Origin of the sequence: Mycobacterium stomatepiae (genome assembly GCF_010731715.1) — a bacterium.
Lineage (GTDB): Bacteria > Actinomycetota > Actinomycetes > Mycobacteriales > Mycobacteriaceae > Mycobacterium > Mycobacterium stomatepiae.
The window spans coordinates 1,154,006-1,168,134 of record NZ_AP022587.1 but is presented as its reverse complement, the minus strand read 5'-3'; the positions used below and the strand labels follow the sequence as shown (position 1 = coordinate 1,168,134).

At 68.1% G+C, this 14,129-nt stretch carries 13 protein-coding genes, 1 pseudogene and 1 riboswitch; of the genes and pseudogenes, 8 read left to right on the top strand and 6 right to left on the bottom strand.

Translation table 11 applies throughout. The features are described from left to right. The first annotated feature begins 5 nt into the window (after positions 1-5). The 5 genes from G6N54_RS05580 to ileS all read left to right on the top strand — a co-directional run bounded on the left by G6N54_RS05580 (position 6) and on the right by ileS (position 6,575). Positions 6-518, top strand: a complete 513-nt coding sequence (locus tag G6N54_RS05580; RefSeq protein ID WP_232073384.1) for an NUDIX domain-containing protein — start codon at positions 6-8, stop codon at positions 516-518. Positions 519-564: 46 nt separating this feature from the next. Then, positions 565-1,134, top strand: a complete 570-nt coding sequence (locus G6N54_RS05575; RefSeq protein WP_163788915.1) for a carboxymuconolactone decarboxylase family protein — start codon at positions 565-567, stop codon at positions 1,132-1,134. 35 nt (positions 1,135-1,169) lie between these two features. Continuing rightward, positions 1,170-2,294, top strand: a complete 1,125-nt coding sequence (locus G6N54_RS05570) for an NAD(P)H-dependent flavin oxidoreductase (protein WP_163788914.1) — start codon at positions 1,170-1,172, stop codon at positions 2,292-2,294. Positions 2,295-2,447: 153 nt separating this feature from the next. Further along, positions 2,448-2,617, top strand: a riboswitch (M-box (ykoK) riboswitch). A 272-nt stretch (positions 2,618-2,889) separates the two neighbouring features. Next, entirely contained in the window at positions 2,890-3,129 is a 240-nt protein-coding gene (locus G6N54_RS05565) for an Rv1535 family protein (RefSeq protein ID WP_163788913.1), read from the top strand. Positions 3,130-3,413: 284 nt separating this feature from the next. Next, complete coding sequence (gene ileS, locus G6N54_RS05560; protein ID WP_163788912.1) at positions 3,414-6,575, top strand: isoleucine--tRNA ligase; 3,162 nt, start codon at positions 3,414-3,416, stop codon at positions 6,573-6,575. Here the strand turns inward: ileS and G6N54_RS05555 are convergent. Further along, positions 6,572-7,375: a class I SAM-dependent methyltransferase gene (locus tag G6N54_RS05555; protein ID WP_163788911.1), complete on the bottom strand. Its 804-nt coding sequence runs from the start codon at positions 7,373-7,375 to the stop codon at positions 6,572-6,574. The genes ileS and G6N54_RS05555 overlap by 4 nt on opposite strands. Before the next feature lie 99 nt (positions 7,376-7,474). Then, a complete protein-coding gene (locus G6N54_RS05550; protein WP_163788910.1) occupies positions 7,475-8,041 on the bottom strand; it encodes a class I SAM-dependent methyltransferase in 567 nt (188 codons plus the stop codon). A gap of 39 nt (positions 8,042-8,080) precedes the next feature. Here G6N54_RS05550 and G6N54_RS05545 point away from each other — a divergent pair, with 39 nt between their 5' ends. After that, entirely contained in the window at positions 8,081-9,493 is a 1,413-nt protein-coding gene (locus G6N54_RS05545) for a DNA polymerase IV (RefSeq protein WP_163788909.1), read from the top strand. On the opposite strand, the gene G6N54_RS05540 is transcribed toward G6N54_RS05545, so the two are convergent. Beyond that, entirely contained in the window at positions 9,458-10,384 is a 927-nt protein-coding gene (locus tag G6N54_RS05540) for an asparaginase (RefSeq protein WP_163788908.1), read from the bottom strand. The genes G6N54_RS05545 and G6N54_RS05540 overlap by 36 nt on opposite strands. Before the next feature lie 75 nt (positions 10,385-10,459). Here G6N54_RS05540 and lspA point away from each other — a divergent pair, with 75 nt between their 5' ends. Both lspA and G6N54_RS05530 read left to right on the top strand, forming a co-directional pair. Further along, positions 10,460-11,092, top strand: a complete 633-nt coding sequence (gene lspA, locus G6N54_RS05535) for a signal peptidase II (RefSeq protein ID WP_163788907.1) — start codon at positions 10,460-10,462, stop codon at positions 11,090-11,092. Next, entirely contained in the window at positions 11,089-12,015 is a 927-nt protein-coding gene (locus tag G6N54_RS05530; RefSeq protein ID WP_163788906.1) for an RluA family pseudouridine synthase, read from the top strand. Before lspA ends, G6N54_RS05530 begins: the two co-directional genes overlap by 4 nt. Here the strand turns inward: G6N54_RS05530 and G6N54_RS05525 are convergent, their stop codons facing one another. The 3 genes and pseudogenes from G6N54_RS05525 to G6N54_RS05515 all read right to left on the bottom strand — a co-directional run bounded on the left by G6N54_RS05525 (position 12,016) and on the right by G6N54_RS05515 (position 13,947). After that, the gene (locus G6N54_RS05525; RefSeq protein ID WP_163788905.1) at positions 12,016-12,771 is read right to left on the bottom strand and encodes a methyltransferase domain-containing protein; all 756 of its coding nucleotides are present in this window, start codon (positions 12,769-12,771) and stop codon (positions 12,016-12,018) included. It lies immediately after the preceding gene. A 17-nt stretch (positions 12,772-12,788) separates the two neighbouring features. Then, positions 12,789-13,457, bottom strand: a complete 669-nt coding sequence (locus tag G6N54_RS05520; protein ID WP_163788904.1) for an MliC family protein — start codon at positions 13,455-13,457, stop codon at positions 12,789-12,791. Positions 13,458-13,537: 80 nt separating this feature from the next. Further along, positions 13,538-13,947 (bottom strand): annotated as a pseudogene (locus G6N54_RS05515) (group I truncated hemoglobin). Positions 13,948-14,129 lie beyond the last annotated feature (182 nt).

Genomic DNA, 14,129 nt, shown 5'->3' with positions numbered 1-14,129 from the left:
CGCTCGTGACGCAGTTTCCTTCCCGTCCGGGAACCGAACGCGTTTTATGTCGTGACCTGGCGGGCGCGGTGCATCTGGCGCCCGCGGCCGAGCTCATCGACCGCACCTCGGCATACGGGGTCGCATTTCGTGACAACGAGGTCCTGCTTACCAAAGAGCAAGCAGGCGATGGGTTTTGGGACTTGCCGGGCGGAGGCGTGGACGAGGGGGAGTCGTTCGTCGCGGCGCTGGAGCGCGAACTGTGCGAAGAGACCGGGTTGTCGCTGACATCCGCGCCCCGGCCCATCTGTCAATTCGAAGAGCACTTCTTCGAGCGCACCCGGGGCGAGGCGTGGCGATCGCGGCGGCATTTCTATGTGATCGGCGTCTGTGGCAGCGTCCGCACTGATGGCAATGGTGACGACTTGGCGGGTGCGGCTTTTCTGCGGGTCGAGGACACCCGGATCGCGCCGGTCGCGGCCGCGGTGATTCAGATTGCGCGCGATACCTTGGAAAAGTCGACGGCTGACTACGATTAGCCATGAACACGAAGACGTGGCGCCAGTATACCGGAGTGCTCAGACGATGACAACAGCCCGCGTCCCCGGACTGCCGCTCGGCGAGGCCAAGGCCGCCGCCGACGAGGCCGCCGTCCCCGACTACATGGCCGAGCTCAGCATCTTCCAGGTGTTGCTGAACCATCCGCAGCTGGCGCGCGCGGTCAACGACCTGCTGGCGACCATGCTGTGGCACGGTTCGCTCGACGCCCGGCTACGAGAGCTGGTGATCATGCGGGTCGGTTGGCTCACCGCGTGCGAATACGAGTGGACGCAACACTGGCGCGTCGCCACCCGGTTGGGCGTGACGACCGACGACCTGCTCGGTGTGCGCGATTGGCAAGGGTACGACGCATTCGGGCCTACCGAGCGCGCGGTGCTGGCGGCCACCGACGACGTGGTGCGCGACGGTACGGTCAGTGCCGAGAGCTGGGCGGCATGCGAGCGCGAATTACGCGGCGACAAAACGACTCTCGTGGAGCTTGTCGCCGCGATCAGCGCGTGGCTGATGGTCTCGTCGATACTGAAAAGCCTGGACGTCCCGCTGGAGGAGGGCGTGGGCGGCTGGCCGCCCGACGGGCGCTCACCCGCGAGTTGATTGCCATGCCCGGCAATAACTCCTAGCGTCGAGGAATGCGAACCAGAGTCGCCGAGCTGCTCGGTGTGGAGTTCCCGATATGCGCGTTCAGCCACTGTCGCGACGTCGTCGCCGCGGTCACCAACGCGGGCGGTTTCGGCGTCCTGGGTGCGGTCGCACACAGCCCGCAACGGCTACAGAGCGAGCTGACCTGGATCGAGGAGCAGACCGGCGGCAAGCCTTACGGGGTCGACTTGCTCCTGCCGCCCAAATACGTCGGCGCCGAGCAAGGCGGAATCGAGGCGAAGCAAGTCAGGGAGTTACTTCCCGAGGAGCACCGCGCGTTCGTCGAAGAGCTGCTGGGCCGCTACGGCATCACGGCGCCTGCCGAACCGCCGCGCGCGTCCGGCGGCGGCCTCAACATCTCGCCAAAGGGTTACGAGCCACTCTTGGAAGTGGCCTTCGCACATGACATTCGGCTGATCGCCAGCGCGCTCGGCCCGCCGCCGGCCGACCTCGTCGAACGCGCACACGGCCACGACGTGCTGGTCGCCGCACTGGCCGGCACCACCGCGCACGCACGCCGGCACGCCGCGGCCGGCGTCGACCTGATCGTCGCGCAAGGCACCGAAGCGGGCGGCCACACCGGCGAGGTGGCGACCATGGTGCTGGTTCCCGAAGTCGTCGATGCCGTCGCGCCGGTCCCGGTGCTGGCGGCGGGTGGGATCGCCCGCGGCCGCCAGATCGCGGCCGCCCTGGCCCTGGGCGCCGAGGGCGTGTGGTGCGGCTCGGTCTGGCTGACCACCGAGGAGGCCGAGACCGACCCGGTGGTCAAGGAGAAGTTCCTGGCCGCCAGTTCGTCGGACACCGTGCGATCGCGGTCGATGACGGGCAAGCCCGCGCGGATGCTTCGGACGGCCTGGACCGAGGAATGGGAGCGGCCGGAAAACCCGGCCCCGCTCGGCATGCCGCTGCAAACCACCCTGGTCACCGAACCGCAGGTGCGCATCAACCAGGCGGCCGCCCATCCTGGGGCCAAAGCGCGCGAACTGGCAACCTATTTCGTCGGCCAGGTGGTCGGTTCGCTCGACAAGGTCCGGCCGACCCGTTCGGTGATGCTCGACATGATCGAGGAGTTCGCCGAAACCATCGGACGGCTGGAGAGCTTGACCGACGACTGAGCCACGGGGCCGCGGGTGAGCCGCGCCACTCAGGCTCCGTATTGGTGCAGCTCAGCGGCGCACGACCTGACAAAAAGCTGTGAGGACGCCCAGAACTTTGGCAGCACGGGCCAGATGGCATTGACCGGGTTGGGGCAGTCGTGGAGTATTATCGAAGCACCTCGTTAGGTGAGGCGGCTGCACGAACACAGGCCACTGACCCCGAACGTCGAAAGACGCCCCGGGTCAGGACAGCTCCTCCCGGCTTAAGGGTTGAGCCAAAGTGGCTTCCGGAGTTCCGGACAGGTCGTGCGGTGCCAAAGCTCTGACGAGCGGGGTGCGGATTTCCGGCGGTCGCCGGATTCTGAGCTCTGTGCGCGCAAACAGGCGCGGGTAGCCGCACGCGCCGTGGCCGTAGAGGAGGTGAGGGACGCATGAGTTCCAGTGGCAGTCCGGATGGATATCCCGGACACGTTCCGTCCCGATCCGACCCTCGGTCCGTCGCCTTGAGCTAACGAATCAACTTACCGCTCAAGCGTTCTCGGATCGGAACCGTGATGGGTCGGGACACATCAGTCCAGTCAGCACCCGTTTGCAATTCCGTTAGGAGACGATCATGACCGCAGTACTCTTCGACGAAGTAGTTGCCGTAGCGCCCGTCCGCAACCTGCGCGTCGTGCGCGACACCACCCCGGCGCAGGCGCCCGCTGCCAAGAAGGTGACCCGTCAGGTCCAGGCCCGGCACTTCGGCGCCGGCGACCCGCTGGTGGACGGCGCGGCCCGGCTGCTGAGCATCCCGGTCCGGCACGTCTACGCCGCGCTGTGGCGCGTTGGTGTGCTCGAAGTTCGGGCATGAGGTTGGCCTACCGCGAAACTGCATCTGCCGGGGTTCTCACTCGGTGTTTGGGCAGGCAGTTGCAGTCTCGCGGTAGAGTCGAGCGGCGTCGATCCGGCAATCACCGGGGAGCCTTCGGAAGAACAGCCCGCACGGCCCAGTAGACCCGAACGGTTAGGCCCGTCATAGCCCGAATCGAGCGGCCACGCGTAAGCGCGGCAAGCGGGGTGGTACCGCGGTGCTCGCGCAGGTTGCGCGACCTCGTCCCCGGCCTGACCGTAGGCACGCAGGAGGCGACGCGCACCGTGACCGAAAACGTTGACGCCAGGGCTTATCCGAAGCTGGCCGGGGGAGCCCCCGACTTCCCGGCGCTGGAACTCGAGGTCCTCGACTACTGGACTCGTGACGACACCTTCCGGGCCAGCATCGCGCACCGCGACGGCGCCGAAGAGTACGTGTTCTACGACGGGCCACCCTTCGCCAATGGGCTGCCGCACTACGGGCACCTGCTCACCGGCTACGTGAAAGATATTGTCCCGCGGTATCGCACGATGCGCGGGTACAAGGTGGACCGCCGATTCGGCTGGGACACCCACGGGCTGCCCGCCGAGCTCGAAGTCGAACGCCAACTCGGCATCACCGACAAGTCCCAGATCGACGACATGGGCATCGCGGCGTTCAACGAGGCCTGCCGAGAATCGGTGCTGCGCTACACCGACGAGTGGCAGGCCTATGTCACCCGCCAGGCCCGCTGGGTCGATTTCGACAATGACTACAAGACGTTGGACCTGCCCTACATGGAGTCGGTGATCTGGGCGTTCAAACGGCTGTGGGACAAGGGCCTGGCCTACGAAGGCTACCGGGTGTTGCCGTACTGCTGGCGCGACGAAACCCCGTTGTCCAACCACGAATTGCGGATGGACGACGACGTCTATCAGAGTCGGCAGGACCCGGCCTTGACGGTCGGCTTCAAGGTCGTCGGGGGCGAGCTGGACGGCGCCTATCTGCTGGTGTGGACGACGACGCCGTGGACCCTGCCGTCCAACCTGGCCGTTGCCGTCAACCCGGACGTGACCTACGTCGAGGTCGAGGTCGAGGTCGAGGTCGGAGATCGGCGCTTCGTGCTCGCCGAGGCGCGGCTGGGCGCCTACGCAAAAGAACTCGGCCTCCAGGATGGCCAGGCGCCCGAGGTGCTCGGCAGCTATGCGGGCACGGACCTGTTGGGGACCCGCTACCTGCCGCCGTTCCCGTACTTCATGGACCCAGAACCGGGGCGAGCCAATGCGTTCCAGGTGTTGCCGGGTGACTTCGTCACCACCGAGGACGGCACCGGGATCGTGCACATGGCGCCGGCCTACGGTGAGGACGACATGGCGACCACCGACAAGGTGGGCATCGTGCCGGTCACCCCGGTCGACTCCAAGGGCCGCTTCGACGCCACCGTCCCGGACTATAAGGGTCAGCACGTCTTCGACGCCAACCCGCATATCATCCGCGACCTGAAGAATGGCAGTGGGCCCGCAGCTGGCAACGGAGCGGTACTGATCCGCCACGAAACCTACGAGCACCCCTACCCGCATTGCTGGCGATGCCGCAATCCGCTGATCTATCGGGCGGTTTCGTCATGGTTCGTCACGGTCACCGAATTTCGGGATCGCATGGTCGAATTGAACCAGCAGATCACCTGGTACCCCGAACACGTCAAGCACGGCCAATTCGGTAAGTGGCTGCAGGGCGCCCGAGACTGGTCGATCTCGCGAAATCGCTACTGGGGCAGCCCGATTCCGGTGTGGAAATCCGACGACCCGGCGTACCCGCGGATCGACGTCTACGGCAGCCTCGACGAGCTGGAGCGCGATTTCGGGGTGCGGCCCACCAATTTGCACCGGCCCTACATCGACGAGCTCACCCGGCCCAACCCGGACGACCCCACCGGCGCCAGCACGATGCGGCGCATCCCCGACGTGCTCGACGTGTGGTTCGACTCGGGCTCGATGCCGTATGCCCAGGTGCACTATCCATTCGAGAATGCGGACTGGTTCGACACCCACTATCCGGGCGACTTCATCGTGGAATACATCGGGCAGACCCGGGGCTGGTTCTACACGCTGCATGTGCTTGCCACCGCTCTGTTCGACCGGCCCGCGTTCAAAACCTGTGTGGCACACGGGATCGTGCTGGGTTCCGACGGTCAGAAGATGAGCAAGTCGCTGCGCAACTACCCGGACGTCAGCGAGGTTTTCGACCGCGACGGTTCCGACGCGATGCGCTGGTTCCTGATGGCCTCGCCGATCCTGCGCGGCGGCAACCTGATCGTCACCGAGCAGGGCATCCGCGACGGCGTGCGTCAGGTGCTGCTGCCGCTGTGGAATGCCTATAGCTTCCTGGCCCTCTACGCGCCGAAAGTCGGTACCTGGCGCACTAATTCGGCTAACGTGCTGGACCGCTACATCCTGGCCAAGCTGGCGGTGCTGCGCGACGAGCTGACCGGCTCGCTGGACGTCTGTGACATCTCCGGGGCCTGCGAACAGCTACGTCAGTTCACCGAGGCGCTGACGAATTGGTATGTGCGACGGTCACGTTCGCGATTCTGGGCGGAAGACCCCGACGCCATCGACACGCTGCACACCGTGCTGGAGGTCGTTTCGCGACTGGCCGCCCCGCTGCTTCCTTTGGACACCGAGATCATCTGGCGCGGTCTTACCGGCGGACGTTCGGTGCACCTGACCGACTGGCCGCGAGCCGACGGGCTGCCGGCGGACGCCGGTCTGGTCGCCGCGATGGACCAGGTTCGCGAGGTGTGTTCGGCCGCGTCGTCATTGCGGAAAGCCAAGAAGCTACGGGTGCGGCTGCCCCTGCCGAAACTGACTGTCGCAGTGGAGGATCCACAGCTGCTGGTGCCGTTCACCGACTTGATCGCCGACGAGCTCAACGTCAAGAGCGTGGAGCTGACCGACGCGATCGACACCTACGGCCGCTTCGAGCTCACCGTCAACGCGCGGGTCGCCGGGCCGCGGCTGGGCAAGGACGTGCAAGCCGCCATCAAAGCGGTCAAGGCCGGCGACGGCGTCGTCAATCCCGACGGCACGCTGACGGCCGGCCCCGCGGTGCTGCAGCCCGAGGAGTACAGCTCGCGACTGGTGGCCGCCGATCCGGAGTTCACCGCGGCGCTGCCCGGAGGAGCCGGTCTGGTCGTGCTGGACGGCACGGTGACCCCGGAGCTGGAGGCCGAAGGCTGGGCCAAGGACCGGATCCGCGAGCTGCAGGAGCTGCGCAAGTCGACCGGGCTGGACGTCTCCGACCGCATCCGCGTGGTGATGTCGGTGCCCGCCGAACGGGCCGACTGGGCCAAGACGCATCGCGACCTGATCGCCGGTGAAATCCTGGCCACCAGCTTCGAGTTCGGCGATCCCGGCGACGCGGCGGAGATCGGCGACGGCGTGCGGGTCGAGATCGCCAAGGCCTAGGCGAGCGTCGCGGCGGCCGCCAGGGTGACGTATTGCATGGTGAAGTCGCCGCCGACCGAGTCGATGACGGCTCCCACGGCTTCGCCCACGGTTGCCACCTCAGCCGGCCCGAGCAGGGTGAGTTGGCCGGTGGTGGCCAGATGGTCCAGCCACTCGTCGCGCGTATAGCGCCGCTGCCATTCGAACCGCCACTGCTCGGGTTCGGCGAAGCCGCCCGCTGTCCTGATGCCCTCCAGTGCCCTGGCGAGATTTTCCTCTTGCAGTTGGATGCCGGGTGTTCGCAACGGCGCGTCGGGAGCCACCCGCTCCAGCACATCCTCGAAGGCCTGGGCGATTTCGCTCGGCGGGTCGAAGACATGCCAGTACGTGGCCAGCAGCCCGTGGGGCCGCAGTACCCGTGCGGCCTTGGCGGCGCCCAACACGGGATCCACCCAATGCCAGGCCTGCCCGGCGACGACCGCGTCGAAAGTCCGGCCGGCCGGGTCCCAGGTCTCGAAGTTGCCGATCTCGACCTCGATGCCGCTGCGCCTGGCCACCTCGGCCATCCGCGGGTCCGGGTCGACACCGAGCACGGTGACACCGGCCTGCCGGTACTGCCGCGCGCCGATACCGGTGCCGCAGCCGACGTCCAGGAATTCGGCGCCCGGGCTGGTGGCGACGACGCGCTGTATCAGTGCGTCGGGGTAGCGGGGCCGGGCCCGGTTGTAGCGCTCGGCGTCCACCCCGAAGGACTCCGCGACGTCACGGAGCAGGTGTGGCTGGCGGTCGGAGGGCGAGGGTTCGGTCGAGACAGGAGGCATGACTTCGTTGTACCCCTCGATGCTGTGCGGTCGAACTCGCTACGACGAAAGCTCGTTTTCAGCAAGCGATTCGGGTTGCGTCCGATAGCCGAGCGGAAACTAGATTTTGACCGCGCGCCAGCGCAGCCTGCCGCCGCGGGCCTCGACCTCGACATAGCCAAATCCCGCCGCGCGCAACCGATCCGGCAGGGTGTCGGGCGAGACGGTGTTGCAGATGTCGCGGAAATGCAGGATCCGAAACCGCAGCGAATTCACGCTGTCGCTGCCGGCGAACACGCCGCCGGGCCGTAACACCCGGAAAGCCTCGGCGAATAACCGGTCCTGCAGCTCCACGGTTGGAACGTGGTGCAGCATCGTGAAAGACACCACCGAGCTGAACTCGTCGGCCGGCAGCCCGGTCTTGGTGGCGTCGCCGTTGATGATTCGCGCCCGGTCGCCGTGGAGCCGCTGCAGTCGTTGTGCCATCGGGGTGTCGATCTCCACCGCGGTGTACGTCGGCGCCCTGTCGACCAGCACCCGAAGGATGGCGCCGTAGCCGGGCCCGATTTCCAGGGCGTTGTCGCCGAGGTCTACGTCGGCCAGCACCCAGGGCAGCAGGTCGTCCTTGACCGCTGCGGCCCACCTCTCCGAGCTGCAGATCCGCCGGTGCGCGAGGTTCATGGCCATGGGAAAACGGTAGCTCAGTAGCGCAATAGCATTTATCGGATGGAGTCGCGTTGGGTCCTGCACCTGGACATGGACGCGTTCTTCGCCTCCGTCGAGCAGCTCACCCGGCCGACCCTGCGCGGCCGGCCGGTGCTGGTCGGTGGGCTGGGCGGCCGCGGAGTGGTGGCCGGCGCGAGCTACGAGGCACGGGTGTTCGGGGCGCGCTCGGCCATGCCGATGCACCAGGCCCGCCGCATGATCGGTGTGGCGGCGGTGGTGCTGCCGCCGCGCGGGGTGGTCTACGGGGTCGCCAGCCGGCGGGTGTTCGACGCCGTGCGCGCCCTGGTGCCGGTCGTCGAGCAGCTGTCGTTCGACGAGGCGTTCGGGGAACCGCCGCAGCTCGCCGGGGCGTCCGCCGAGGACGTCGAGGAGTTCTGCGAGGGGTTGCGGCGACGGGTGCGCGACGAGACCGGGCTGATCGCGTCGGTCGGCGCGGGCTCGGGAAAGCAGATCGCCAAGATCGCCTCCGGCCTGGCCAAACCCGACGGCATCCGGGTGGTCGGGCGCGCCGAGGAGCGGTTGCTGCTCGACCGGTTGCCGGTGCGGCGGCTCTGGGGAATCGGCCCGGTCGCCGAGGAGAAGCTGAACCGGCTCGGCATCGAGACGATCGGCCAGCTGGCCGCGTTGACCGACGCCGAGGTCGCCAACATTCTCGGCGCGACGGTCGGGCCGGCGCTGCACCGGCTGGCCCGCGGCATCGACGACCGCCCCGTCGCCGAACGCGCCGAAGCCAAGCAGATCAGCGCCGAATCCACCTTCGCCGTCGACCTGACCAGCCTCGAGCAGCTGCACGACGCGATCGAGCCGATCGCCGAGCACGCGCATCAACGCCTGCTGCGCGACGGCCGCGGCGCGCGCACCGTCACGGTGAAGCTGAAGAAGTCCGACATGAGCACGCTGACCCGCTCGGCGACCTTGCCGTACGCGACCACCGAGCCCGGCGCGCTGGTTGCGCTGGCCCGGCGGCTGCTGCTGGATCCGCGCGAGATCGGGCCGATTCGCCTACTCGGCGTTGGGTTTTCGGGTTTGAGCGACGTGCGCCAGGAGTCGCTGTTTCCCGACCTCGAGCTCGCGGCGCCGGAGTCGGACGCACACCACTCCTTCCAGACAGCAACAGAAACCGCGACTGACGCGATGTTCGCGCCGGCCGCGGAGGCCTCACCGTGGCGGGTGGGAGATGACGTAGCGCACCGCGACCTCGGGCACGGCTGGGTGCAGGGCGCCGGCCATGGCGTCGTCACCGTGCGGTTCGAAACCCGGGGTTCCGGGCCGGGCCTGGCCCGAACGTTCCCCATCGGCAGCGCCGACCTGGCGAAAGCCAACCCGGTGGACTCCCTGGACTGGAGTGACTACCTGGGCGCGCTCACCGCCGACGCGTCAGCCCCAGCGGGCGACGACGTCGGCGACGGGTAGCCCCGCGGCCAGCGCGGCCATCACCAGCACGCGGGCCTGCGGCGGCCGCAACGTGGGCACCATCACGGCGCCGGCTTCGACCAGGTCGTGGCCGGGGCCGTAGCCCGCGCTGACCCCGCCCCCGGGTACCCGGGTGGACACCGCGACGACGATCCCGTCGGCACAGTGCCGGCGCACCCCGTCGACCACCGCGGCCCCGGCGTTGCCCGAGCCCAGCGCTTCCAGCACGACGGCGTGCGCTCCGGCGGCCACGAACGCGTCCAGCGCCACCGAATCACTGCCCAGGTAGGCCGCGACGATGTCGACCCGAGGCGCGTCGGCGGCCCGCAGTTCACCCAGGTAAGTGCGGGTCTTGGCGCCGGTCAGCGTCACGCCACCCGGCGTCGTGCCGACCAGCTCGCCGGCGAAGCCGCTCAGATCCTGGGTGGCCATCTTGTGCAAGCCCAGCGGTTGCAGCACCCGGCCGGCGAACGACACCAGCACCCCGAGGCCACGCGTGGCCGGGCTGGCCGCCACCGCCATCGCGTCGCGCAGATTGGCGGCGCCGTCCGAGTCGGGGGCGTCGGCGCTGCGCACCGCCCCGGTCAGGACGACCGGCGGGTCACCCCCATAGGTGAGGTCGAACCACAGCGCGCTTTCCTCCATGGTGTCGGTGCCGTGCGCGACGACCACACCCTCGGCGCCGCCGTCGACCGCGGCCCGCACGGCGTCGCCTATCCGGTCCCAGTCGGCCCTCGTCAGCTCCGAGCTGTCCACCGCCATCAGGTCGACGACGTCGACATCGAGGCCGGCGGTCAGGTCGGATCCGCTTCGGCTGGGCCGGCGCACACCGTCGGCGCCGGTGCTCGTCGAAATCGTGCCGCCGGTGGTGATAACGGTGAGCCGACCCATAGTCGAATCATCCCGCACGTGCCGGGGCGGCGAGGCCGCACCCAACCGGGCCGGGTACTAGGGGATGATGGGGGCGTGCCCGAAGAACCAACAGGATCGGCCGAGCCGGTGACGTCAGCGGAGGAGGCTGAAACGTCCGGCGAAGTGGCAGCACCCGAAACCCCTGCGCCGCAGTCCGCTCCACGGCGGCTGCGGCTACTGGTGTCGGTTGCGGCCGTCGTCCTGGCGCTCGACGTCATCACCAAGGTGCTCGCGGTCAGGCTGCTGCCACCCGGACAGCCGGTCTCGATCATCGGCGACACGGTGACCTGGACCTTGGTGCGCAATTCGGGGGCCGCGTTCTCGATGGCGACCGGGTACACGTGGGTGTTGACGCTGATCGCGACCGGTGTGGTGGCCGGGATCTTCTGGATGGGCCGGCGGCTGGTGTCGCCATGGTGGGCGGTCGGCCTCGGCATGATCCTCGGCGGCGCCACGGGCAACCTGGTCGATCGCTTCTTCCGCGCGCCGGGCCCGCTGCGCGGGCACGTCGTGGATTTTCTATCGATCGGGTGGTGGCCGGTGTTCAACGTCGCGGATCCCGCCGTGGTGGGCGGCGCGATCCTGCTCGTCGTGCTGTCGGTGTTCGGCTTCGATTTCGACACCGTCGGACGGCGTAAGCCCGGCGAGAACACCGAAGGCCGGGATCAGGCCGACCAGGCCCAATGACCGAGCGCTCGATGCCCGTTCCCGAGGGCTTGGCGGGCATGCGTGTTGACGCCGGCTTGTCGCGCCTGCTGGGGTTGTCGCGCAGCGCCGTGGCCGCCATCGCCGAGGACGGCGGCGTCGAACTCGACGGGGTGCAGGCGGGCAAGTCCGACCGCCTGACGCCCGGCGTCTGGCTTCAGGTGCGGCTGCCCGAGGCGCCGGCGCCGCTGGAGAACACCCCGGTCGACATCGAGGGCATGACGATCCTGTATTCCGACGACGACATCGTCGTCGTCGACAAGCCGGCCGCGGTCGCCGCGCACGCCTCGGTGGGCTGGAGCGGGCCCACCGTGCTGGGTGGCCTGGCCGCCGCGGGTTTCCGGATCACCACCTCGGGCGTGCACGAGCGGCAGGGCATCGTGCATCGCCTCGACGTGGGCACCTCCGGGGTGATGGTGGTGGCGATCTCCGAGCGGGCCTACACGCTGCTCAAGCGCGCATTCAAGCAGCGCACTGTCGACAAGCGCTATCACGCTCTGGTGCAAGGACATCCGGACCCGTCCAGCGGAACCATCGACGCGCCGATCGGGCGCCACCGCGGTGGCGAATGGAAGTTCGCGGTCACCCAGAACGGCCGGCACAGCGTCACCCATTACGACACCGTGGAAGCGTTCGTCGCCGCCAGCCTGCTCGACGTACAGCTGGAAACCGGGCGCACCCACCAGATTCGGGTGCACTTCGCCGCGTTGCATCATCCCTGCTGCGGTGACCTCGTCTACGGCGCGGACCCGAAGCTTGCGAAATCACTTGGGCTGCAACGTCAATGGCTGCACGCGCGGTCGCTGGGGTTCGCGCATCCGGCCGACGGGCGGTGGGTGGAATTCGTCAGCCCGTATCCGGCCGACTTGCAGCACGCGTTGAGCGTGCTGCGCGACGAGGGCTGATCAGCCGGGCTTGCGGGCCCGCACCAGAACCCGCGTCGCGTGCGCGACGAAGGGCCCGTCGGATTCGATGCGGTCATGCAGCTCCCGCAGCCGATCGAGGTAGCGCTCGACCGTGAAATCCGGCACCCACCAGATCACCTTGCGCAGGACGTAGACCACCGCGCCGATATCGAAGTACTCCTGGCGCAGCCGTTCCGGACGCATGTCGACGATCTCGAGCCCGGCTGCCCGCGCCGCCGCGCTTTCGTTGTCCGGGTGTCGCGGATCCCGCGCTTCGGGCTGTGTCCCAAGGAAGAACTCGATCAGCTCGGACACCGTCCCGGGTCCGATGTGCTGAGCCAGGTAGGTGCCCCCGGGTCGTAACACCCGGGCGATCTCGGGCCAGAACAGCGTGTGCGGATGGCGGCTGGTAACCAGGTCGAAGGCGTCGTCGCCGAACGGCAGCAGCGACTCGTCCGGCGTGGCCACCACCACGACACCGTGCGGATGCAGCCGCTCGGTGGCCAGGGCCACGTTCGGCGGCCACGACTCGACGGCGGCCATGGTGGGCGGGAAGGGTCCGGCACCGGCCAGCACTTCGCCGCCGGTCTGCAGATCCACCGCGGCCGACACGGTGCCGTACTCGCTGCCGATCAGTCGCTGGTAACCCCACGACGGCCGTTCCTCGGTAGCGCGCCCGTCCAGCCAGGAGAAGTCCCAGCCGTCAACGGATACCGTATTGGCTTCTGCGACCAGGTCTTCGAATGTGCGGCCCATGCTAGAAATTGTCGGGCTCAAGACGTCGAACAGACAAACTTGGTGCCGTTGAAGTCCAGTGTTACCTGGCCCTGGTGCTCCCAGTACTCGGAGCCCTGCCGGCCGTATCTCGCGCCGCTGCCCGACGGCAGGATGAACAGGATCAGCTGGGTGCCTTTCCAATCGAGCACCGCCGTTTGCGGGTCGAACTGGTTGTAGAACTGGGCGGTCAGCGGGCCGGATGTGGCGGGGCAGCGGTAGGTGACGACCGGCGGGGCTGCCGTGGCGGGGTCGGCGATGGCCAACTGCACCAGCCGCGTCTGATAGGCCTGCAGCACACAGGTATGCACATCGGCATTGCGGGCGCAGTCGTCACGGCCCGACGCCCAGCTGGTCTGCGCGGCCGCTACGGCGGATTGGTCCGTGCCGGGGCGGGCCAACGCCCGCCGGTAGGCGTCGCCTAGTTGGCGCTCGAGGTCGAACAGATGCGAGTCGGTGCAGATAGGCTGTTGCGCGGCGTTCGCCGGTTTGGTGCAGTCGACGGCTGCGGGTATCGGAGGGGGACTGCCGCTGGTGGGCGCCGCGGATGGCGAGCCGGATGCCGGGTGGCTGGGCGGGGAGCTGGGGGCTGCATTGTTGTTGGTCGCGGAGGTGCACGCGCCCACTAACACCACCAGCACGGCGGCGATGACTGCGATCGGCCTCATACGTGCTGACTACCGGCTGCGACGAGTTCATCGTGCGCGACACGCCCGTGCGCCGCCAAAATTCATAGGCGCTGCCTGGCTTAGAGGGCGGCGGTGCCGGCCTCGCCGGATGCGATCTCGGGGGCAAGGGGTGCGATGGCGTTCAGAATGTCCGTCACCGTTTTCGGCGGTACTCCCGCCGCGGCCAGGGCGTCGGCCAAATGCCCGGCCACCAAACTGAAGTGGTGCATCGTGATGCCGCGACCCTGGTGCACTTGTTTCATCGGGGCGCCGAGGTAGGGCTCCGGGCCGCGAGCGCGGCCGCGAAGAACTCCACCTGCTTGCCCTTGAGGCGGTTCATATTCGTTCCGGTAAAGAAGCCGGACAGTTGATCGTCGGCGAGCACCCGCACGTAGAAGTCCTCGACGACGACTTCGAGCGCCTCGTGCCCGCCGATGCGGTGGTAGATGGTTGTCGGCTCCAACTTGCGGAACGATGCCGAGAGTTTCATGTAACCAGCGGACCACCTCGTCGTTGCCCCTCAGTTAGTCCGTGATCACGCTCGGATTGCCCGACGTAACAAGCCGATTGCCGCCTGATACCGGCATCTTCGATTGCTCGGTGAGAGGATTCGGCTCGTTCAGGAGACGGCCATCATTCGTCGCCGTCGCGCAATGCCCTAGGTTGGCTCTA

Excerpts from the sequence above, each read along its gene's own strand:
- G6N54_RS05530 (WP_163788906.1), top strand. The coding sequence starts at position 11,089 with ATGACCGAGCGCTCGATGCCCGTTCCCGAGGGCTTGGCGGGCATGCGT.
- G6N54_RS05520 (WP_163788904.1), bottom strand. The coding sequence starts at position 13,457 with ATGAGGCCGATCGCAGTCATCGCCGCCGTGCTGGTGGTGTTAGTGGGC.
- G6N54_RS05545 (WP_163788909.1), top strand. The coding sequence starts at position 8,081 with ATGGAGTCGCGTTGGGTCCTGCACCTGGACATGGACGCGTTCTTCGCC.
- G6N54_RS05525 (WP_163788905.1), bottom strand. The coding sequence starts at position 12,771 with ATGGGCCGCACATTCGAAGACCTGGTCGCAGAAGCCAATACGGTATCC.
- G6N54_RS05555 (WP_163788911.1), bottom strand. The coding sequence starts at position 7,375 with ATGCCTCCTGTCTCGACCGAACCCTCGCCCTCCGACCGCCAGCCACAC.
- G6N54_RS05550 (WP_163788910.1), bottom strand. The coding sequence starts at position 8,041 with ATGGCCATGAACCTCGCGCACCGGCGGATCTGCAGCTCGGAGAGGTGG.
- G6N54_RS05575 (WP_163788915.1), top strand. The coding sequence starts at position 565 with ATGACAACAGCCCGCGTCCCCGGACTGCCGCTCGGCGAGGCCAAGGCC.
- G6N54_RS05570 (WP_163788914.1), top strand. The coding sequence starts at position 1,170 with ATGCGAACCAGAGTCGCCGAGCTGCTCGGTGTGGAGTTCCCGATATGC.
- G6N54_RS05565 (WP_163788913.1), top strand. The coding sequence starts at position 2,890 with ATGACCGCAGTACTCTTCGACGAAGTAGTTGCCGTAGCGCCCGTCCGC.
- G6N54_RS05540 (WP_163788908.1), bottom strand. The coding sequence starts at position 10,384 with ATGGGTCGGCTCACCGTTATCACCACCGGCGGCACGATTTCGACGAGC.